The organism is Lujinxingia vulgaris (assembly GCF_007997015.1).
GTDB classification, from domain to species: Bacteria; Myxococcota_A; Bradymonadia; order Bradymonadales; family Bradymonadaceae; genus Lujinxingia; species Lujinxingia vulgaris.
Genome location: NZ_VOSM01000004.1, coordinates 1 through 16699 on the forward strand (window position 1 = coordinate 1; position 16699 = coordinate 16699).

The 16699-nt window shown below is 64.1% G+C and carries 14 protein-coding genes; 12 read left to right on the forward strand and 2 right to left on the reverse strand.

Annotated elements, in window-relative coordinates; translation table 11 throughout:
• The 5 genes from FRC98_RS21455 to FRC98_RS21460 form a co-directional block, all read left to right on the forward strand.
• Positions 1–226: hypothetical protein (locus tag FRC98_RS21455; RefSeq protein ID WP_230467461.1), on the forward strand; the 226-nt coding region annotated here is incomplete at its 5' end.
• Between the two features lie 268 nt (positions 227–494).
• A complete protein-coding gene (locus FRC98_RS09395) occupies positions 495–1739 on the forward strand; it encodes a M15 family metallopeptidase (protein ID WP_146981051.1) in 1245 nt (414 codons plus the stop codon).
• Between the two features lie 211 nt (positions 1740–1950).
• Complete coding sequence (locus tag FRC98_RS09400) at positions 1951–2976, forward strand: fasciclin domain-containing protein (RefSeq protein ID WP_146981052.1); 1026 nt, start codon at positions 1951–1953, stop codon at positions 2974–2976.
• Between the two features lie 318 nt (positions 2977–3294).
• Positions 3295–5055 (forward strand): hypothetical protein, encoded by a 1761-nt coding sequence (locus FRC98_RS09405; RefSeq protein WP_146981053.1) that lies wholly within the window; start codon positions 3295–3297, stop codon positions 5053–5055.
• Between the two features lie 506 nt (positions 5056–5561).
• Positions 5562–6017, forward strand: coding sequence for a TM2 domain-containing protein (locus tag FRC98_RS21460; RefSeq protein ID WP_230467462.1), 456 nt, complete (start codon positions 5562–5564; stop codon positions 6015–6017).
• Between the two features lie 266 nt (positions 6018–6283).
• Here FRC98_RS21460 and FRC98_RS09415 read toward each other — a convergent pair whose 3' ends face one another.
• Positions 6284–7807, reverse strand: a complete 1524-nt coding sequence (locus tag FRC98_RS09415; protein ID WP_146981054.1) for a DegQ family serine endoprotease — start codon at positions 7805–7807, stop codon at positions 6284–6286.
• 268 nt (positions 7808–8075) lie between these two features.
• On the opposite strand from FRC98_RS09415, the gene phnD reads away from it, so the two are divergent.
• The 5 genes from phnD to FRC98_RS09440 all read left to right on the forward strand — a co-directional run bounded on the left by phnD (position 8076) and on the right by FRC98_RS09440 (position 12062).
• Complete coding sequence (gene phnD, locus FRC98_RS09420; RefSeq protein ID WP_146981055.1) at positions 8076–9080, forward strand: phosphate/phosphite/phosphonate ABC transporter substrate-binding protein; 1005 nt, start codon at positions 8076–8078, stop codon at positions 9078–9080.
• A gap of 43 nt (positions 9081–9123) precedes the next feature.
• Positions 9124–9927, forward strand: a complete 804-nt coding sequence (gene phnC / locus FRC98_RS09425; RefSeq protein WP_146981056.1) for a phosphonate ABC transporter ATP-binding protein — start codon at positions 9124–9126, stop codon at positions 9925–9927.
• Positions 9924–10751 carry a phosphonate ABC transporter, permease protein PhnE gene (phnE, locus tag FRC98_RS09430; RefSeq protein WP_146981057.1) on the forward strand — a complete coding sequence of 276 codons (828 nt, stop codon included), beginning with the start codon at positions 9924–9926 and terminating at the stop codon, positions 10749–10751. Before phnC ends, phnE (FRC98_RS09430) begins: the two co-directional genes overlap by 4 nt.
• A complete protein-coding gene (phnE, locus tag FRC98_RS09435; protein WP_146981058.1) occupies positions 10751–11566 on the forward strand; it encodes a phosphonate ABC transporter, permease protein PhnE in 816 nt (271 codons plus the stop codon). Before phnE (FRC98_RS09430) ends, phnE (FRC98_RS09435) begins: the two co-directional genes overlap by 1 nt.
• A gap of 103 nt (positions 11567–11669) precedes the next feature.
• Positions 11670–12062: a hypothetical protein gene (locus tag FRC98_RS09440; RefSeq protein ID WP_146981059.1), complete on the forward strand. Its 393-nt coding sequence runs from the start codon at positions 11670–11672 to the stop codon at positions 12060–12062.
• Between the two features lie 564 nt (positions 12063–12626).
• Here the strand turns inward: FRC98_RS09440 and FRC98_RS09445 are convergent.
• Positions 12627–13508 carry a hypothetical protein gene (locus FRC98_RS09445; RefSeq protein ID WP_146981060.1) on the reverse strand — a complete coding sequence of 294 codons (882 nt, stop codon included), beginning with the start codon at positions 13506–13508 and terminating at the stop codon, positions 12627–12629.
• Between the two features lie 204 nt (positions 13509–13712).
• Here FRC98_RS09445 and FRC98_RS09450 point away from each other — a divergent pair, with 204 nt between their 5' ends.
• Both FRC98_RS09450 and FRC98_RS09455 read left to right on the forward strand, forming a co-directional pair.
• Positions 13713–14426, forward strand: a complete 714-nt coding sequence (locus tag FRC98_RS09450) for a MarC family protein (RefSeq protein WP_230467463.1) — start codon at positions 13713–13715, stop codon at positions 14424–14426.
• A 773-nt stretch (positions 14427–15199) separates the two neighbouring features.
• Positions 15200–16570 (forward strand): hypothetical protein, encoded by a 1371-nt coding sequence (locus FRC98_RS09455; protein WP_146981062.1) that lies wholly within the window; start codon positions 15200–15202, stop codon positions 16568–16570.
• Positions 16571–16699: the final 129 nt, after the last annotated feature.

Genomic DNA, 16699 nt, shown 5'->3' on the forward strand with positions numbered 1-16699 from the left:
CGCCTGCGTCGGCGACCAGCCAGCTCTAAGTGACGATCAGGCGCTTAAACTAAGGACTTCAGGTGACCCTCGGTCACGTGACCATGTCTTGAGCATTTCTCATTTTCGTGAACAAAACGATCTCGCCCTCGTCCACCTGGCGTCACAATGTATGACGTTCTTCACGTCCACCGCGACAGAGCCAAATAACAATCGCTGGGTCGCGCGCGACACTCAGCAATTGTGACCGAGAGGCTTGAAACCAACGTCGAACAAATCGCGCCAGAGGTGGCGATAACCCGCGTAAACAGAAGACAGCAGACGACCCTCGGTCATGCAAAAAGACGACCCTCGGTCATGTAAGAGGACGACCCTCGGTCATGTAAGAGGACGACCCTCGGTCACGCAAATGGCCCCTCAGCCGTGACCCTCGGTCACCGCTTTGCGACCCTCGATCGCCTCTGCTAACACCACCTATGCTACACTCCCCGCGCCCCCAACCTCGGAGCCGGCCCATGTTCTCCCACATCACATCGCAGCGGCGCGCCAACCTCGCACGCCTCCCCAGGATTGCGGCACGCGTTGTCACACTGACCACCTCCGCCCTCCTCACCTTCGCCGGATGTGCCAGCGCCCAGCCCGCCCCCTCGACCCTGGGTGCCGAGCAATCCACCGAGGCTTCGAGCGGCGCCTCCAGACCACGCTCCGGCCCCGGCGTCTGCGCGCCCGCCCCGCTCAGCGACCTTGGAGGCTGCACGCTGATCACCGGCGACCTGGTCATTGAGAACATCCGGGAGTCGGCACTTCCCGACCTCGGCAGCATTGAGCGCGTCGAGGGCAGCCTGATCGTGCGCCAGAGCTTTTTGCTCAACCACCTCGAAGGGCTGCGCAACCTCGAGGCGGTCGGTGGCGACGTGATGCTCGTGGGACTCCCGGGCCTCGCCACACTCGAAGGGCTTAGCAAACTCCGGGTCGTCGGCGGTGAGCTGCACCTGGTGGAGGTCGGCGTCGACGCCTGCCTCATCGCCGAGTTCATTCGCGGCCAACGCCAGCGCGGCTACCAGGGCCCGGCGCACGTCATCGGCGTCGACCCCTCACCCTACTGTCAGGTCGACTTTTCCTCTCCCGAGCTCGCCGGCCCGCCGACTTCCGCCACATCTCCCGACGCCGGAGCAATTCCCGCCCCCAACCCCACGCTGCCGCCTATCACCCTTCCCGACATCGACGAGATTCGCGGCGGAAACCACCTGGAGACCATTCACCCCGAAATCGCGCTGCGCGCCCGCCTCCTGTATGCGCTGCTCGAGCACGAGGGCATCGAGGTGGTGTTCATCTCCGGCCACCGCCGCTGGAGCCCACCCGGGGGCCGGCGCCTGGCGAGCTGGCATCACGTCGGCATGGCATTTGATCTCAACCTTACCCACCGCGCCACCATGAGCGAGGCCAACCGCCACTACGAGGCCGACCGCAAACAATGGGAGCGCATCGGCGAGCTCGCGGAAGGGCTGGGCATCATCTGGGGGGCACGCTACGACGACATCTTTCACTTCGAGTGGCACCCCGGCCATCACGCCCGCATGCGACAGCACGAATTCGACGCATTCCGCGAGCTCGCCGGCCGTGACCTGGGCAACTACCGCCAGAGCTGGTCGCTCTACGAAAACGATCTTCAAAACGTCGATGAAACCCCTCCCTGCCTGGGTGGCTGCTATATCCCGCCAGATAAGGGGTTAGGCGAGCTCCTTGACTCGCTGCGTTAGACCTGTTCAACGCGAGTTTCATAACCTGTTCAAAAGAATCACACTCCTGACTTGCCACCTTCCAACTCGCTCCTAAGGTTCCCTGCGAGCTCTCGGGTACGGTGCCACCGGCGGGTTTGCCAACGAAACAGGGCAAGCCTGTTCAAAAGGTGGTCAACTCCGAAAGCGACGATCGCAACACTGAACTTAACGCAGTTTAAGGAGATGGATCATGAACAAGACTCTGAAACTTCTGGTACTTTTTTTGATCGGTGCATTCGTGGTGGCGTGCGGTGGTGACGATGACGACCCCGACACCATCGATGACACCGGTGTTGAGGAAGATGCCGGTGACGCAGGCGACGGTGGCGACGAGACAGACGGCGGCGAGGATGTTGACGGCGGCGACGAAACCGATGGCGGCGATGACGTTGACGGCGGCGACGAAGAGCCCCTCAACATCGTCGAGACCGCTCAGGCCAACGAAGACTTCTCGCTTCTCGTCGAAGCGGTGGTCCGCGCGGGTCTGGATGACGACCTGGCTGCCGAAGGCCCCTTCACCGTCTTCGCGCCGACCAACGCGGCGTTTGAGGCGGCTGATCTCGACTCCGCCGCCATCGCAGAGATGGAGCCCGCCGAGCTCGCCGCTGTGCTCGCCTATCACGTCGTTGAAGGCGAGGTGCTCGCTGCTGATGTCACCCCGGGCGCCGTTACGACCCTTAGCCTCGACCCCGAGGTCCCTGGTGCGCCGGCCATCATCGAAGACATCGACGGACTGACCTTCGCCACCGCGCCGATCAGTACCACCGACGTCATCGCTACCAACGGCGTGATCCACGTCATCGACGAAGTGGTCTTCCCGCCGGCCTTCAACGCCGCTGAGACCGCCGCCGATTCGGGCAACTTCACCGGCCTTATGGCCGCGGTCGCCGCTGCTGAACTCGGCGAAACCGTCGCGACCGGTGGTCCCTTCACCGTGTTTGCCCCGGCTGACCCGGCCTTCGCAGACATTAATCTGGAAGAATACAATGCCGAGGAACTCGCCGGCATCCTCACCTTCCACGTCGTACCGGGCTACGTCAGCTCCTTCGACCTGGCCAGCGGCAACGTCGCCACGGTCAATGGTGCCGAAGCGGCAGTCGTGGTCGACGGCGCCACCGTCACCTATGAAGGTGCTACGGTCACCGAAGCCAACATCCTGTCGAGCAACGCCATCATTCACGTCATCGACAGCGTGGTGGTGCCGCCCGTCGAGTAAGTTTACGGCGCAGTAGCACATCGGCGGGGCGCCAGCCCCACCGGCGTGAATGTCCGAAGGGCGTGCCAATCTGGCACGCCCTTTTATGTGCCTATGAGCACCCGTGCGCTTGCTTCAAGAGCCGCGTCCCCACTCCACGGGCCATATTCGTGCATGACGCGACTTGTCATTCACCCGAGATTTCGCTATGGCTTCGCCCACTTGCGCATGATTTTGGCCACCTTTTGAATGTGGCATGTGACTTGCTCTACACTTTGGATCTCTCCGATCGAGCTCCCTCTGGCTGCCGACGCGTCAGACTAACGTATGGATAACCTCATGATTCGCACCTCTTCCTGGATGCCCTCTCTCGCGGCGCTGGCGCTTCTTCTGAGCGCAGCAGCCTGCGGTGAGAGCAGCGTGCATTATAATACGGGCGACGGCGTCACCCGCGTCGACACCAACCCCGACCGGGACCCGCCGACCAACGACGACGCCCGCGGATACACGCTCAGCGCCGTCAGCCAGACCGACCAGGCCACCTTCATCGGCGAGTCACTGGAACTTCAGGTGCGCCTGTCCGATGACCAGGGAGAAGTCACGCCGGATGAAGCGATCACCTTCGAGATCATCGCCGAAACCGGCTCCACGCAAACTCGCCTCCAGTCCGGCTCCTCATTCACCAATGCGCAGGGTATTGCTACCAACCGCCTGCTCGTCGGCGACGCGCTGGGCACCATCCGCGTGCGCGCCACCCACAGCTGGGCCGATGACCCGGTCGACTTTAGCGTCGAGGTGGGAACGGTTCCGGTAGGCGCGTTGCGCATTGGCGCCTCCTACGACCGCAGCGACGTCGCCCCCCTGAGCTTCGTGCAGCTGCGCCTGTGGGACGCCGTCCAACAGCCCTGCTCCTCCATCCCCACCTTCACCCCGCCGGCCGCCGCGCACCTGCTCGAAGCCGACCTGGCCGACCTCACCAACACTGCCCTCTTTGAAGGCCTCGACCCGAGCGACCGCTACACCGTCGTGGCCTACGGCCGCGGCGCCTTCGACCAGATCATGGCCTTTGGCTGCGCCGACGACGTCAGCGCCGAGCCCGAAGTTACCACCGACGTGATGGTCGACCTCACGCTGCTCGACCTGATGCCCACTGGCGTCTACGACGTCGAGAGTTATTGGGATTTCCGCGAGGCGATCTCCAGCACCGGGGCGATTGGTTCGACGATCGTCACTGCAGTCGAAGCCATCTCCAATCCGGGGCGCGCCATTGCCGACCTGGTGATCGACTGGGCGGAAGAATGGGTCTGCGAAAATCGCAGCCTGGAAGAATGCCTCATCGCGATGGCATTCGGCGGAGAAGCTCGCGACACCATCGAAGACTTCGTCAACGATCAGCTCAGCCGCATGGACTTCTTCGTCGACCTGATGGCCATCGGTCAGGATCTCAACGACACGATCAGCCAGATGAAGGTCGAGAGCGTTCTGACCATCAGCAACAAGCAGGTCGGTGAGGGCGAGCTTCGCGGGGTGGACGCCTGGCAGGCCATGAACTTCTACTGGCGTCGCAACTGCACCGACACCAGCCCCGCAGACTGCGGTGAGATTCGCTTCGGCCTGGGCTCTGGCAGCAGCATCGGTGCATTACAATCGGAGTGGGATGGTCGTCTGACCAACTATAATCGCCTGGAAATCGACTCTCATGAGATGACGGTGCCCTACGGCCTGGTCATTCTGCAGATCCTCAACGACACCCTGATTCCGGCGATGACCGGCGGCAACGCCAACAGCATCTCCGGAGCGCTCAACTACTGGATCTGTGATAACATCGGCTCGGTGAATGTGGGTGGCATCAACTTGCCGGTGGGAAGCTTCTGTAGCTCTCTCGTCGCCCCGCTGATCAGCACCTACGCCAATCAATTTCTCGCCGACCTGGAGTTCTCCATCAACCTCTTCGTCGAAGGCGAAGGCCTGATGTTTGATACCGACTCCGACGGCGTAACCGACCTTGTCAACGAAGGGCTCTTCCTGGGCGAAGTGCGCCGCGACGATGGTCCGCCCACCGAGATGGAAGCCACCTTCGAGGGCGTCCGGCAGCCTTAAGCTCCGATAGCCCCCGGTCGAGGACAGTCCCCATCCTTTCGAAAAGCTCGCTGCCCCTCGGGGTAGCGGGCTTTTTTCGTAACCCACGCGCACCGTTTCATCCGCCGACGGCGTAACACTACCCTCCCCTTACGAGCACGCTCCCCTTGCCATCTTCTCATCGATCTAAATAGCTTCGCGCCGCGGGGTGTTACTCAAACGCGAAGCCGCCAGGTCAACTGACACGACCGTAGGTCACCCGACACGACCGACAATCACCCAACACGACCGTAGGTCACCCAACACGACCGTAGGTCAACTGACATGACCGACAGTCACCCAACACGACCGTAGGTCAACTGGCATGACCGACAGTCACCCGACATGACCGACAGTCACCCAACACGACCGTAGTCAACTGACATTACCGTAGGTCAACTGACACGACCGACAGTCACCAAACCCGATATCACCCGCATACGCGCTTATCTTCTCGACACATCCCCGCCACACCCGTGGAGTACCCGATGACCCGAAACCTCCCCGTTCACTCGCCCGGCCGCCGCCCGGAGCAATTCAGCGATCGCAGCCGCATGGTGGCGTTTACTCTGGCCGTCTTCCTGGGCGTGTTCGGTGTGCACCGCTTCTACACCGGCAAAGTCTTTACCGGCCTGCTGATGTTCCTCACCGGCGGAGGCTTCGGGCTGTGGTGGGCGGTCGATGTCATGACCATCCTCATGGGCTATTATCGCGACGACCGGGGCCTGCGCCTGGCCCCGCCCAACCGTCAGCCCGAGCGCCTGCCCCACCACCCCGAGCCCATGCGTCGCGCGGTCCCCACACGCGCGCCCACCGACGAAGAGATCGCCGAGCGCGAGCTCGACCAGCTGCTCGACGACCCGCTGGCCGACAAATTCGCCGAGTTGGAAGCGGAGATGGGCCAGGACGCCACCCTCGATAAGCGCGCGCATCACCGGCACTGATTTTCTACCTGTAAAATCCGCCCGTTATACCTGACCCTCGATCACGCAAAACGACCCTCAAAAACGACCCTCGGTCACTCGAGTCCTGACCCTCGGTCACGCAAAACGACCCTCCCAAACGACCCTCGGTCACTCGACCACGTCGGTCACTCGATCACGAAAACGACCCTCGGTCACGACGACAAAAAAGCCCACCGCGAGCATCGCGGTGGGCTTCTGGCATCTCGACATACAACCCATCGATTTCGTAGAGCCGTCCTCGACCTTTAGTTCGCAGGCAACGTCATAAAGATCGTGGCGCCCTGACGGTAAAGCAGCACCAGCACCTGCCCGCGCGAGGCCTGCCAGAGCTGTGAGACGTCGGCCGGGCTGGAGACCGGGCGGCGGTTAACCTCCAGGATCACATCGCCCGGGCGAAGGCGCAGGCGCGAGGCCTCACTTCCCGGCTCCACCTCGGTTACGGCCACGCCCTGGCGCACAGCAGGCGGCACGCGCAGCTGCGCGCGCAGCTGATCGTTGAGCGCCTGCAGGCTCAACCCTTCGACCGGTGAGGGCGCAAAGCCCGGCGCGCCGCCCGGGCCGCTGGCAACACCGGCCGCGTCTTCAAGCGAGCCCAGCTCCAGGCGCCCTTTCATCGCCTGGCCTTCGCGCAGATACGCGATCTCCACCTCGGTACCGGGCTGGGCCATGCCCACCCGATTCTTCAGCTCTCCAGGGGAGGTCACACTGCGCCCGGCGATGCTCGTGATCAGGTCGCCGCGCTGCAAGCCGGCGCGCGCCGCCGGGCTCTCGGGCTGCACATCGGAGACGACCACCCCGCGGGCGCTCTCCGGGATCTCCAGCGCGCTGGCAAGCTGCGGAGTCAGCTCCTGAATCATCACGCCCAGCCAGCCGCGGCTGACCTTCCCGGTCTCCACGAGGCTCTCCATGATGCCGCGCGCCATCTTCGAGGGGATCGCAAAGCCCACCCCCTGATAGCCGCCACTCTTCGAGAGGATCGCGGTGTTGATGCCCACAAGCTCCCCGCGCAGGTTCACCAGCGCCCCGCCGGAGTTGCCCGGGTTGATGGCCGCGTCGGTCTGAATGAAGTCCTCATAGTCGACAATACCCATATTGCCGCGGCCCTTCGCCGACACAATCCCTAAGGTCACCGTGCTGGAGAGCCCGAAGGGGTTGCCGATGGCCACCACCGACTCGGCCAGCCGAAGCGCGTCGGAGTCGCCAAATTCAATGGCTTTAAGATCGTCAGGAGCCTCCTTAAAACGCAGCACCGCGATATCGCTCTGCGGGTCGGTGCCCACGACCTCGGCCTCAAACTCGCGACCGTCGTTGAGGGTGAGGCGGATGGTGTCGGCCCCCTCAATGACGTGGTTGTTGGTGAGCACGATGCCTTCAGCGTCAACAATCACGCCACTTCCCAGGCCTTCCTGCACCCGCTCCTGAGGTTGCTGCGGCATACCCCGCGGCCCGAAGAAAGGATGCCCGCCGAAGGGAGAGCCTCCAAATGGCGAGACCATCTGACGCACGCTGCGTTCGGTGTTGATGCCCACCACCGAAGGCATGACCTTCTCGACCACATCGGGCAGCTCCAGGCGCATGGCCATCTCAGCGCTGCTCACCTGCAGGTCTTGCCCGGCCGCGCCGGCCGCCTCGTCAGGGTGAGGCTCCATCTTTACGCTGGCCTCTTCTGCAGCCGGCGAGCTGACCTCGGGATCCGGACTCGTCTCCGGCTGAAAACAGGCCACGCCGGTGGCCGCCAACATCGCGATCATCCATGGTGCTCGTCGCATGGGTTTTCCTCCTGTCTCCACTGAGCGTTAAACATCATCTCGGCCAGGCGCCGCCCGGGCGTCGGCCATAGCGGGAGTTCAACGCCAGAAAATTTTAAAATCATTCCATCCTCGCGACACCGCGACTGCAGCCCCCCTCCGAACGCCTCCCACTCAAGGCGTCCCGTCAGAGCGCAGACCGAAAGGTGCACGAAGCCGGTTTGGCGAGCGGGCCCGGCTGCGTTATAACAACGCGCAGACCACCACCGCTTCTCCCACGACGTAGCCCATGACGCACCGCAATCGCCGCCCGCTTCGCCGCACCCTGGCCCTGGCCACGCTCTTCGGGGCGCTCCTCGCCACTGCCGGCTGCGAGCGCGTCGGCGACTGGGTCGATGGCGAGTGCGTCGAGGGCCAGCTCGACCGCCCCCGCTTCTGCGACCGCGACGGGGATCTCGTGGCCGACCGCGACCCCGAGGGGCTGCGCTGGCTCAACCCGGACACGCTGATCTTCGCCTACACCCCGGTCGAAGATCCGGCACAGTACCGCCAGGTCTGGGACGGCTTTCTGGAGCATCTGGAGCGCGAGACCGGCAAAGAGGTGCAGTTCTTCCCGGTGGGCTCCAACGCCGCACAGATCGAGGCGATGCGCGCCGGACGCCTGCACATTGCTGGCTTTAACACCGGGAGCCTGCCCCTGGCCGTGAACTGCGCGGGCTTTAAGCCGCTGGCGATGATGGCCGCCGAAGACGGCTCCTTTGGCTACGAGATGGAGCTCATCACGCATGTCGACAGCGGCATCACCACCGTCGAAGAGCTCAAAGGCCGCACCCTGGCCTTTACCTCACCGACCTCCAACTCCGGCTTTAAGGCACCCTCGGCCTTGCTCGGCTCGGAGTTTGATCTTCAGGCCGGTCGCGACTTCGAGGCCGCCTACTCCGGGCGCCACGACAACTCGCTGCTGGGCGTCCACAACCGCGACTACGACGCCGCCGCCGTCGCCAACGTGGTCACCGACCGCCTTTTTGATCAGGGGAAGGTCCCCCGCGATGAGATCCGCGTGCTCTACCGCTCCAAAACTTTCCCGACCACCGGCTTTGGCGTCGCCTACAATCTTCGCCCGGAGCTGGAGCAGGCCATCCGCGACGCCTTCTTCAGCTTCCCCTGGGAGGGCTCGGTGCTCGACCGGGAGTTCCCCGACGAAGACGGCTTTATCCCCATCTCCTACAAAGATCACTGGGAGGTGATTCGCCAGATCGACCAGGTGTTCAAGCCCGGCTACTCCTGCCAGTGAATTTCAATCAGTCCCCTCCCTCCCTCTCTTCGAGGATGTTGCGATGCTCACCCTGAAAGGCCTGCACAAACGCTACCCGGACGGCTTTGTGGCCCTGCCCTCGGTCGATCTGGAGGTGCCCACCGGGCAGCTCGTGGCGCTGATCGGCCCCTCGGGCGCCGGCAAATCCACGCTTATCCGCTGCATCAACCGTCTGGTCGAGCCCACCTCGGGCTCGGTGAAGCTCGGTGAACAGGAGCTGACCACCCTCTCGCGCGGCGAACTTCGACGAGCGCGGCGACGCATCGCGATGATCTTCCAGGACTATGCGCTGGTCGACCGCCTTACGGTGATGGAGAACGTTTTGAGTGGCCGGCTGGGTTACGTGAGCTTCTGGCAGAGCTGGATGCGCCGCTTTCCCCAGGCCGACGTCGACCGCGCGTTTGAGCTCCTGGAGACGGTGGGCCTCAAAGGGCTTCACGACCGCCGCGCCGACGCCCTCTCCGGCGGCCAGCGCCAGCGGGTGGGCATCGCCCGCGCCCTGATGCAGCAGCCCGAGCTTTTGCTCGTCGACGAGCCCACCGCGAGCCTCGATCCGCGCACCGCTCGCCAGGTCATGCAGCTTCTGGGCGATCTCTGCAAAGCGCATAACCTCACCGCCATCATCAACATCCACGACGTGCCGCTGGCCCGCGCCTACACCGACCGCATCGTCGGGCTGCAGGCCGGCAACGTCGTCTTCGACGGCAAGCCGCAAGAGCTCACCGACGCGGTGCTCCCGGAGATCTACGGCGGCGAAGACTGGAACAAAGACGCCGAAGGCGACGACGCGACCGTACCGGCCGAAGATGACGGGGTCGCCGCGTGAGCACTGCCCCTCCCACAACGCCGCCGACGGCCGGCGCGCCCCAACGCTGGCGCCGCCCCCCGCACATCGCCAACCCGCGCACCCGCTGGGCCCTCTACATATGTGCGAGCGTCTACCTTCTGTGGGCACTCTCCTCGGTGGAGGTCGATGTCGCGCGCCTTTTTGAGGGCATGAGCCGCGCGCGCACCTTCTTTGCGGCCGCGCTCACCCCCGACTTTGTGACGCGCTGGAGCGACATCCGCGCCGGCATCCTGGAGAGCCTCACGATGACGGTGGTGGCCACCGTCGCCGGCATCGCGCTTTCGGTGCCCCTGGGCCTGGGCGCGGCACGCAACCTGGCCATTCGCCCTGTCTACCTGGTCTGCCGCGCCATACTTGCCGGCACGCGCGCCTTTCACGAGATCATTCTGGCGATCATGCTCGTGGCGATGTTCGGCTTCGGTCCCTTTGCCGGGGTGGTCACGCTGGTCGTCTCCACCATCGGATTTCTCGGAAAGCTCATCGCCGAAGACATCGAGGCGATTCAGTGGAACGCCGTCGAAGCCGTGGAATCGGCCGGGGCCTCGTGGCTGCAGCGCGTCGTGTACGCGGTGCTCCCACAGATCATGCCGCGCTTTATCGGCCTCTCGCTCTACCGCCTCGACATCAACTTCCGCGAATCTGCGGTCATCGGGATTGTGGGTGCGGGCGGCATCGGCGCGACGCTGACCACGGCCTTTGACCGCTACGAGTTTGAGGCCGTCTCGGCCATACTGATCCTGATCATCACCACCGTCTTTATCGCCGAGTACATCGCCGGCGCCATCCGTCGAAAGGTTCTGTGATGCCCGTTGAGCAGCAAGGCGATACCCGCATCTGGCGCCGCCGCGACCGCAAGGCCGCCTGGCAACATTTTGGCATCACCCTGGCGGTGGCAGCCCTGGTGGTCTTCTGCACAAAGATCATCAGCGACCAGACCACCTGGGAGTTTGTAGGCTCGGCGCCGATGCAGGGCGCAGATCTCGCGATGCGCATGTGGCCGCCGCAGCTGAGCTACATGGCCGAGCTCTGGGGCCCGGTCGTCGATACCATCCACATCGCCACCCTGGGCACCATCCTGGGCGTGATGATCGCCTCGCCACTGGCCTTTCTGGCGGCGAATAACACCACGCCCTCGCGCGTCTTTGTGCGGCCGGTGGCCCTGGCGCTGCTCGTGACCTCCCGCTCGGTCAACTCGATCATCTGGGCGCTGATGCTGGTCGTGATCTTCGGCCCGGGCATGCTCAGCGGCATCATCGCCATCGCGCTGCGCTCGGTGGGTTTTTGCGGAAAACTTCTCTACGAGGCCATCGAGGAGATCGATGCCCACACCGTGGAGGCTGTCTCGTCGACCGGCGCAAGCCGCCTGCAGGTGCTCACTTTTGGCGTGATTCCGCAGATCGCCCCGGCCTTTGCGGGCATCTCCGTCTACCGCTGGGACATCAACATCCGCGAGGCCACCGTGCTCGGGCTGGTGGGCGCCGGCGGCATCGGCATGGCGCTGCAGGGCGCCATCGACACTCTGGCATGGAGCCGGGTCAGCGTCATTTTCCTGGTGATTCTGGCGACCGTCGTGCTCTCGGAGTGGGTCTCGGCCAAGGCGCGCGCAGCGGTCATTTAAATCAGGTGACTCCGTTGATTTTTGAGCGCTTTTGAACAGCTCAGACAACGCCCCCGGCCTTTTCCCACACCTTTTCCACAGCCAGGCGGGTCTTGTGTCTTTTATGCGATTTACACTGATAGCCGTTTTGCTCCTGCTTGGCTGCGAGCCCGAATCCCCCCCTTCCCCCTCCTCCGCCCGACCCGCGGCGCCTTCCGGCTCCGAGCTTGCCAGGCCCCCCGAGGCTAAAGCCGACACGCCCCCCGCACCCGCCGCAGCCGCGCTTCGCGCCACCCCCGACGCCAATTTGAAGGTCGGCGACACCGTCGAAGTCTGCTGGCAGGCCCCCGACCGCACCGGCTGCACCCTCTCCATCCTGCACGCCAGCGGCGAAGGCGACTTCGGCGAAGTTCCCGCCAGCGGCTGCCGCGAGCTCATCGTTGAGCACACCACCCTCATCGAACTTTTCTGCCAGGGCGACACCCACGCCCTCCTGCAACTCGACGCTGCAGAGTGACAATTCGCCGCGTCGTTGCTGCCCCTCAGATGACCCTCGGTCACCGGAGCTTCGCTGACCCTCGGTCACCCCGTACCCGCATAATCACTGAACTTTCGACGACCCTCGGTCACCGGAGCTTCGCTGACCCTCGGTCACCCCGTACCCGCATAATCACTGAACTTTCGACGACCCTCGGTCACCGGAGCTTCGCTGACCCTCGGTCACCCCGTACCCGCATAATCACTGAACTTTCGACGACCCTCGGTCACCGGAGCTTCGCTGACCCTCGGTCACCCCACACCCGCATAGTCACTGAACTTTCGACGACCCTCGGTCACCGGAGCTTCGCTGACCCTCGGTCACCCCACACCCGCATCAGCACTGAGCTTTCGTTGACCCTCGGTCACCTCAGACCCGGAAAACGCACTCCCCCAAACGCCCACTCAAACATCCCCACACCGCACGCCCCCCAGGCCCCTCAACCACCTGACCACCCAACCACCTGACCACACGCACTCCCCACACCGCACGCCCCCAGGCCCCTCAACCACCCAACCACACGCACTCCCCCCACCCCAAACCTCACTCCTCCAACTCCACCCAACGCAACTCAAACTCCAACTCCACATCGATATTCGGCGAGCATTCGCTCCCGCAGATGCCACTCTGGCAAAAGAGCGTAAATGCCGCGTCCCCGGCGATCGTCTGTCCGGCGTGGTCATACTCGCTAATCGTCGCCGTGGTCGCCGCATTGTACGAGCAGTTGGCCCCACCGACGTTCTCCACCAGCCCGATCTCCAAAAACTGATCCAGAGGCATGGCCGCACCCGGCTCGGGCAGGTCCATCCCGAAGGTCATCACGTTAAGCGAGCTTGAGAAAAAGAGGCGCCCCTGGGTGTACTCGGCGGTCACCGCGGGAGCATCGCCACTGACCGTCTCGGGCGCATTGCCATAGAGCGACATCGTGATCGTACCGCCCGAAACCTCCGGCTCCTCGACGGGCTCCTCCAAGCTCAAACAATCCGCCGCGCAGCCCTCCTGCCCGTCGCAGACCTCGCCAAACTCCACCTGACCATTGCCGCAGGCGGCCGCACCGCTCAAACACGCCGGTCCGCTCTCATCTTCGGTCTGCTGGCAGGTGTAACCCGGCGCGCAGCTCTCCACGCAGAGGCGGCTGCAGTACGAGCCCCCGAGCTCCTGGTGGTAGACGCACACGCCGCCCTCGCACTCCTCGGCTTCCACCACGCAGCTCGACAGGTTGCAGACAAAGTTGCAGGGCTGCCCCAGGTCACCGGGCTCCTCCGCCGGATCTTCGACCATCCCTCCATCGCCCACGTCGCCGCCATCCCCACCCACGTCGCCCGCATCATTGGAGTCGCGACGGTTCGTATCATCCCCGGAGCAGGCCGCCCCCAGGCTCACCATCGCCATCGCCGCCATCACGCCCATCATCTGCTTCTTCATCACAAGCCTCGCCATCGTCGCACCCATCCACGGATCATCCGTCCATTCGCACTCCCTCAAGTGGGCGATACCTTAGCCAGCGCCATCCCCACGGCGCAACCGCCCGACCTCAGGAAAATGCTTGGCACCTCCGGTTTACGCCCGACCTTTCGAGGAGGTGGTTCGCCCCATGATCCTCACCGACGTCCCGGGCACGAGGTCGTTTTGGAGAACACGCTGCAGGCCATCATCACGCTGATCTCCCTGGTCAACCCGGTGGTCTGCCTGGCGATGTTCGCCAACATCGAGGAGGGCCAACCCCGCGGCATTCAACGAAAGGACGCCTCCCAGGTCGCCCTGTCCACGGTGGTGATTCTGGCCGGCGCAGCACTCCTGGGCACACGCATCCTGGATATCTTTGGCGTCTCCATCGACGCCTTCTCGGTCACAGGCGGAGCGGTGCTTATCGGCATCGGCGCCGCGATGCTCGGCGGGCGCCAGACCCCGACCAACCCCGACCCCGCACAACCCAACGAAAATGACTCCTTACCCGAGCCCGCCGACCCCGACTCGGAACTCGCCATCCACCAGGCTTCGCTCACCCCGCTGATCCTCTTCTCGGCCGGCCCGGGCCCCATCACTGGCGTCATCACCATCGCCGCCCAGGGCACCGAGCGCCTGCCCCTGAGCGCGCTCATCGCCGTCGGCGTCACCTGCGCACTGCTCTGGGTGGTGCTCTTCGCCGCCGCTCGCAAAGCCCCGAAGGAACGCGATCAAAAGACGAGCGCGTCACCCTCCCCCGAAGCATCCACTGAGGAACCGGCCCCTAAGAGCTTCTACCGCGACATCGCCACGCGTTTTATGGGCCTGATCGTCATCGCGATGGGCGTGCAGATCGCCCTGACCGGCGTCAAAGGTTTTTTCGGCATCGGCGCATAATCTCGGCACTTCCGGCAACCCTCGGTCACCCTGGTGACGACGCTCTCAACCGCATAATCTCGGCACTTCAGGCGACCCTCGGTCACCCTGATGACGACGCTCTCAACCGCATAATCTCGGCACTTCCGGCAACCCTCGGTCACCCTGGTGACGACGCTCTCAACCGCATAATCTCGGCACTTCAGGCGACCCTCGGTCACCCTGGTGACGACGCTCTCAACCGCATAATCTCGGCACTTCAGGCGACCCTCGGTCACCCTGGTGACGACGCTCTCAACCGCATAATCTCGGCACTTCAGGCGACCCTCGGTCACCCTGGTGACGACGCTCTCAACCGCATAATCTCGGCACCTCAAACGACCCTCGGTCACCCGCATTGACACACGGCTTCGAACGACCCTCGGTCACCTCAAACGACCCTCGGTCACCCGCATTAACACACGGCTTCGAACGACCCTCGGTCACCTCAAACGACCCTCGGTCACCCGCATTGACACACGGCTTCGAACGACCCTCGGTCACCCCACCGGAACGACCCTCGGTCACTCCGACCGACCCTCGGTCACTCCGACCGCACCTCCATCACCCCCGCAACCACACACCTTCGACCGACCCTCGGTCACTCCGACCGACCCTCGGTCAGAGCTTTGTTGCATCTCTCCACACGCCCTGCCTGTTCAAACCCGCGCCCCACGTCCTAGTCTCCCCCCACCTTCGAGCCAGACTGACCCAAGGAGCTTCAATCGATGCTCCTCATCCGTGAGGAGAACACCATGCACCCGAACCCTACCCGAAGTCACCATCGCCTCGCGTTGCGCCTCAGCGCCCTGCTCACCGCCTGTGCGCTCACTGCGTGCAGCAGTGACGAGGGCCCCGCGCAAACCCCGTCGACCGATACCGGAGAACACCAGGACGCCGACGCGACGTCGCCGGACACAGACGCACCCGACACCGAGACACCCGACGTTGAAGACGTTGAGAACATTGAGGATAGCGGTGACGCGCAACAACCTGACCCCGAAGATCCGCGCGTGACCATCGGCGATTTCAGCTTTGTCGGCGCCTTCCGGGTTCCTTCGAGCCAGTTTGGCGACTCGTCGATGAACTTCTCGCAGGGGCCGATTGCGCTGCACCCGGAGCGCAACTCGGTCTTTCTGGTCGGGCATAACTACGACCAGGCCATCGCTGAGTTTACCATTCCAGAGCTGGTCAACAGCTCCGTGCTCACCGAGCTCAACACCGCCGAGAGGCCGATCCAGAGATTCGCCAGCGTGCTCGACCGTCTGGACAACCCCCAGAGGCTCGATCGACTCGGCGGCATGGCCTTTTTTGAGGATGGCGAAGGGTATGATCTTCTGGTTCACGCCTGGCAGTACTACGACGCTCCCGCCGACAAGACGCACACCACGCTGATGCTGCGCGATCCCGACGACCTGGAAGGCTCCGCTATCGACGGCTTCTATGAGCTGGAGGGCCGCGCACACACCAACGGCTGGGTCACGCCCATCCCCGAGGAGCTGCAGCAGGAGCTGGGCGCCACGCATCTGACCGGCTCCTCAGGTGGCTACCCCATTCACAGCCGCGCGAGCATCGGCCCCACCTTCTTTACCTTCGATCCGGCGGCGTTCGCCGCGCCACCTTCCGAGGAGGTGCCGACCGAGGCCTTGATGGACTTCAGCCTGGCCAACCCGCTCCACCACGACCTGAGCAACGAGCAGGGGGACAACGACATCTGGACGCACCTCTCACGCGCGACCTTCGGGTTCATCCCGCCCGGCTCGCGCACCTACCTTGTGATCGGGCACTCCGGCGGCCACGAGAGCGGCGTCTGCTACAAATGCACCCCGGAAGGCCGCACCGCACCCTGTGGTGGCAACTGTGCGCGCGACGCCACCGACTACGCGACATTCTTCTGGGCCTTCGACCTCGATGACCTCCTCGAGGTCAAAGCCGGTGAGAAGCTCCCGCATGAGGTGCGCCCCTTCGCCTATGGGCCTTTTGAGATCCCCTTTAGCACCAACTCCATCGGCGGGGGCGCCTTCGACGCCGAGCGCGGCCTGCTCTACCTCACCGCCCAGCGGGCCGACCGCGAACGCGAATACTCAAACCCGCCGGTGATCATGGTCTACGCATACAATCGCTAAACGCCCTTCGCCGCGCAGCCAAAAGCGCACGATGGTCCGCATGAAGAAAGGACTTCCGGCGACCCAGGGTCACCTCTTCCGCTGACCCTGGGTCAAGTCCGCAGGGTCAAGTCCGCGCGACCTGGCCCC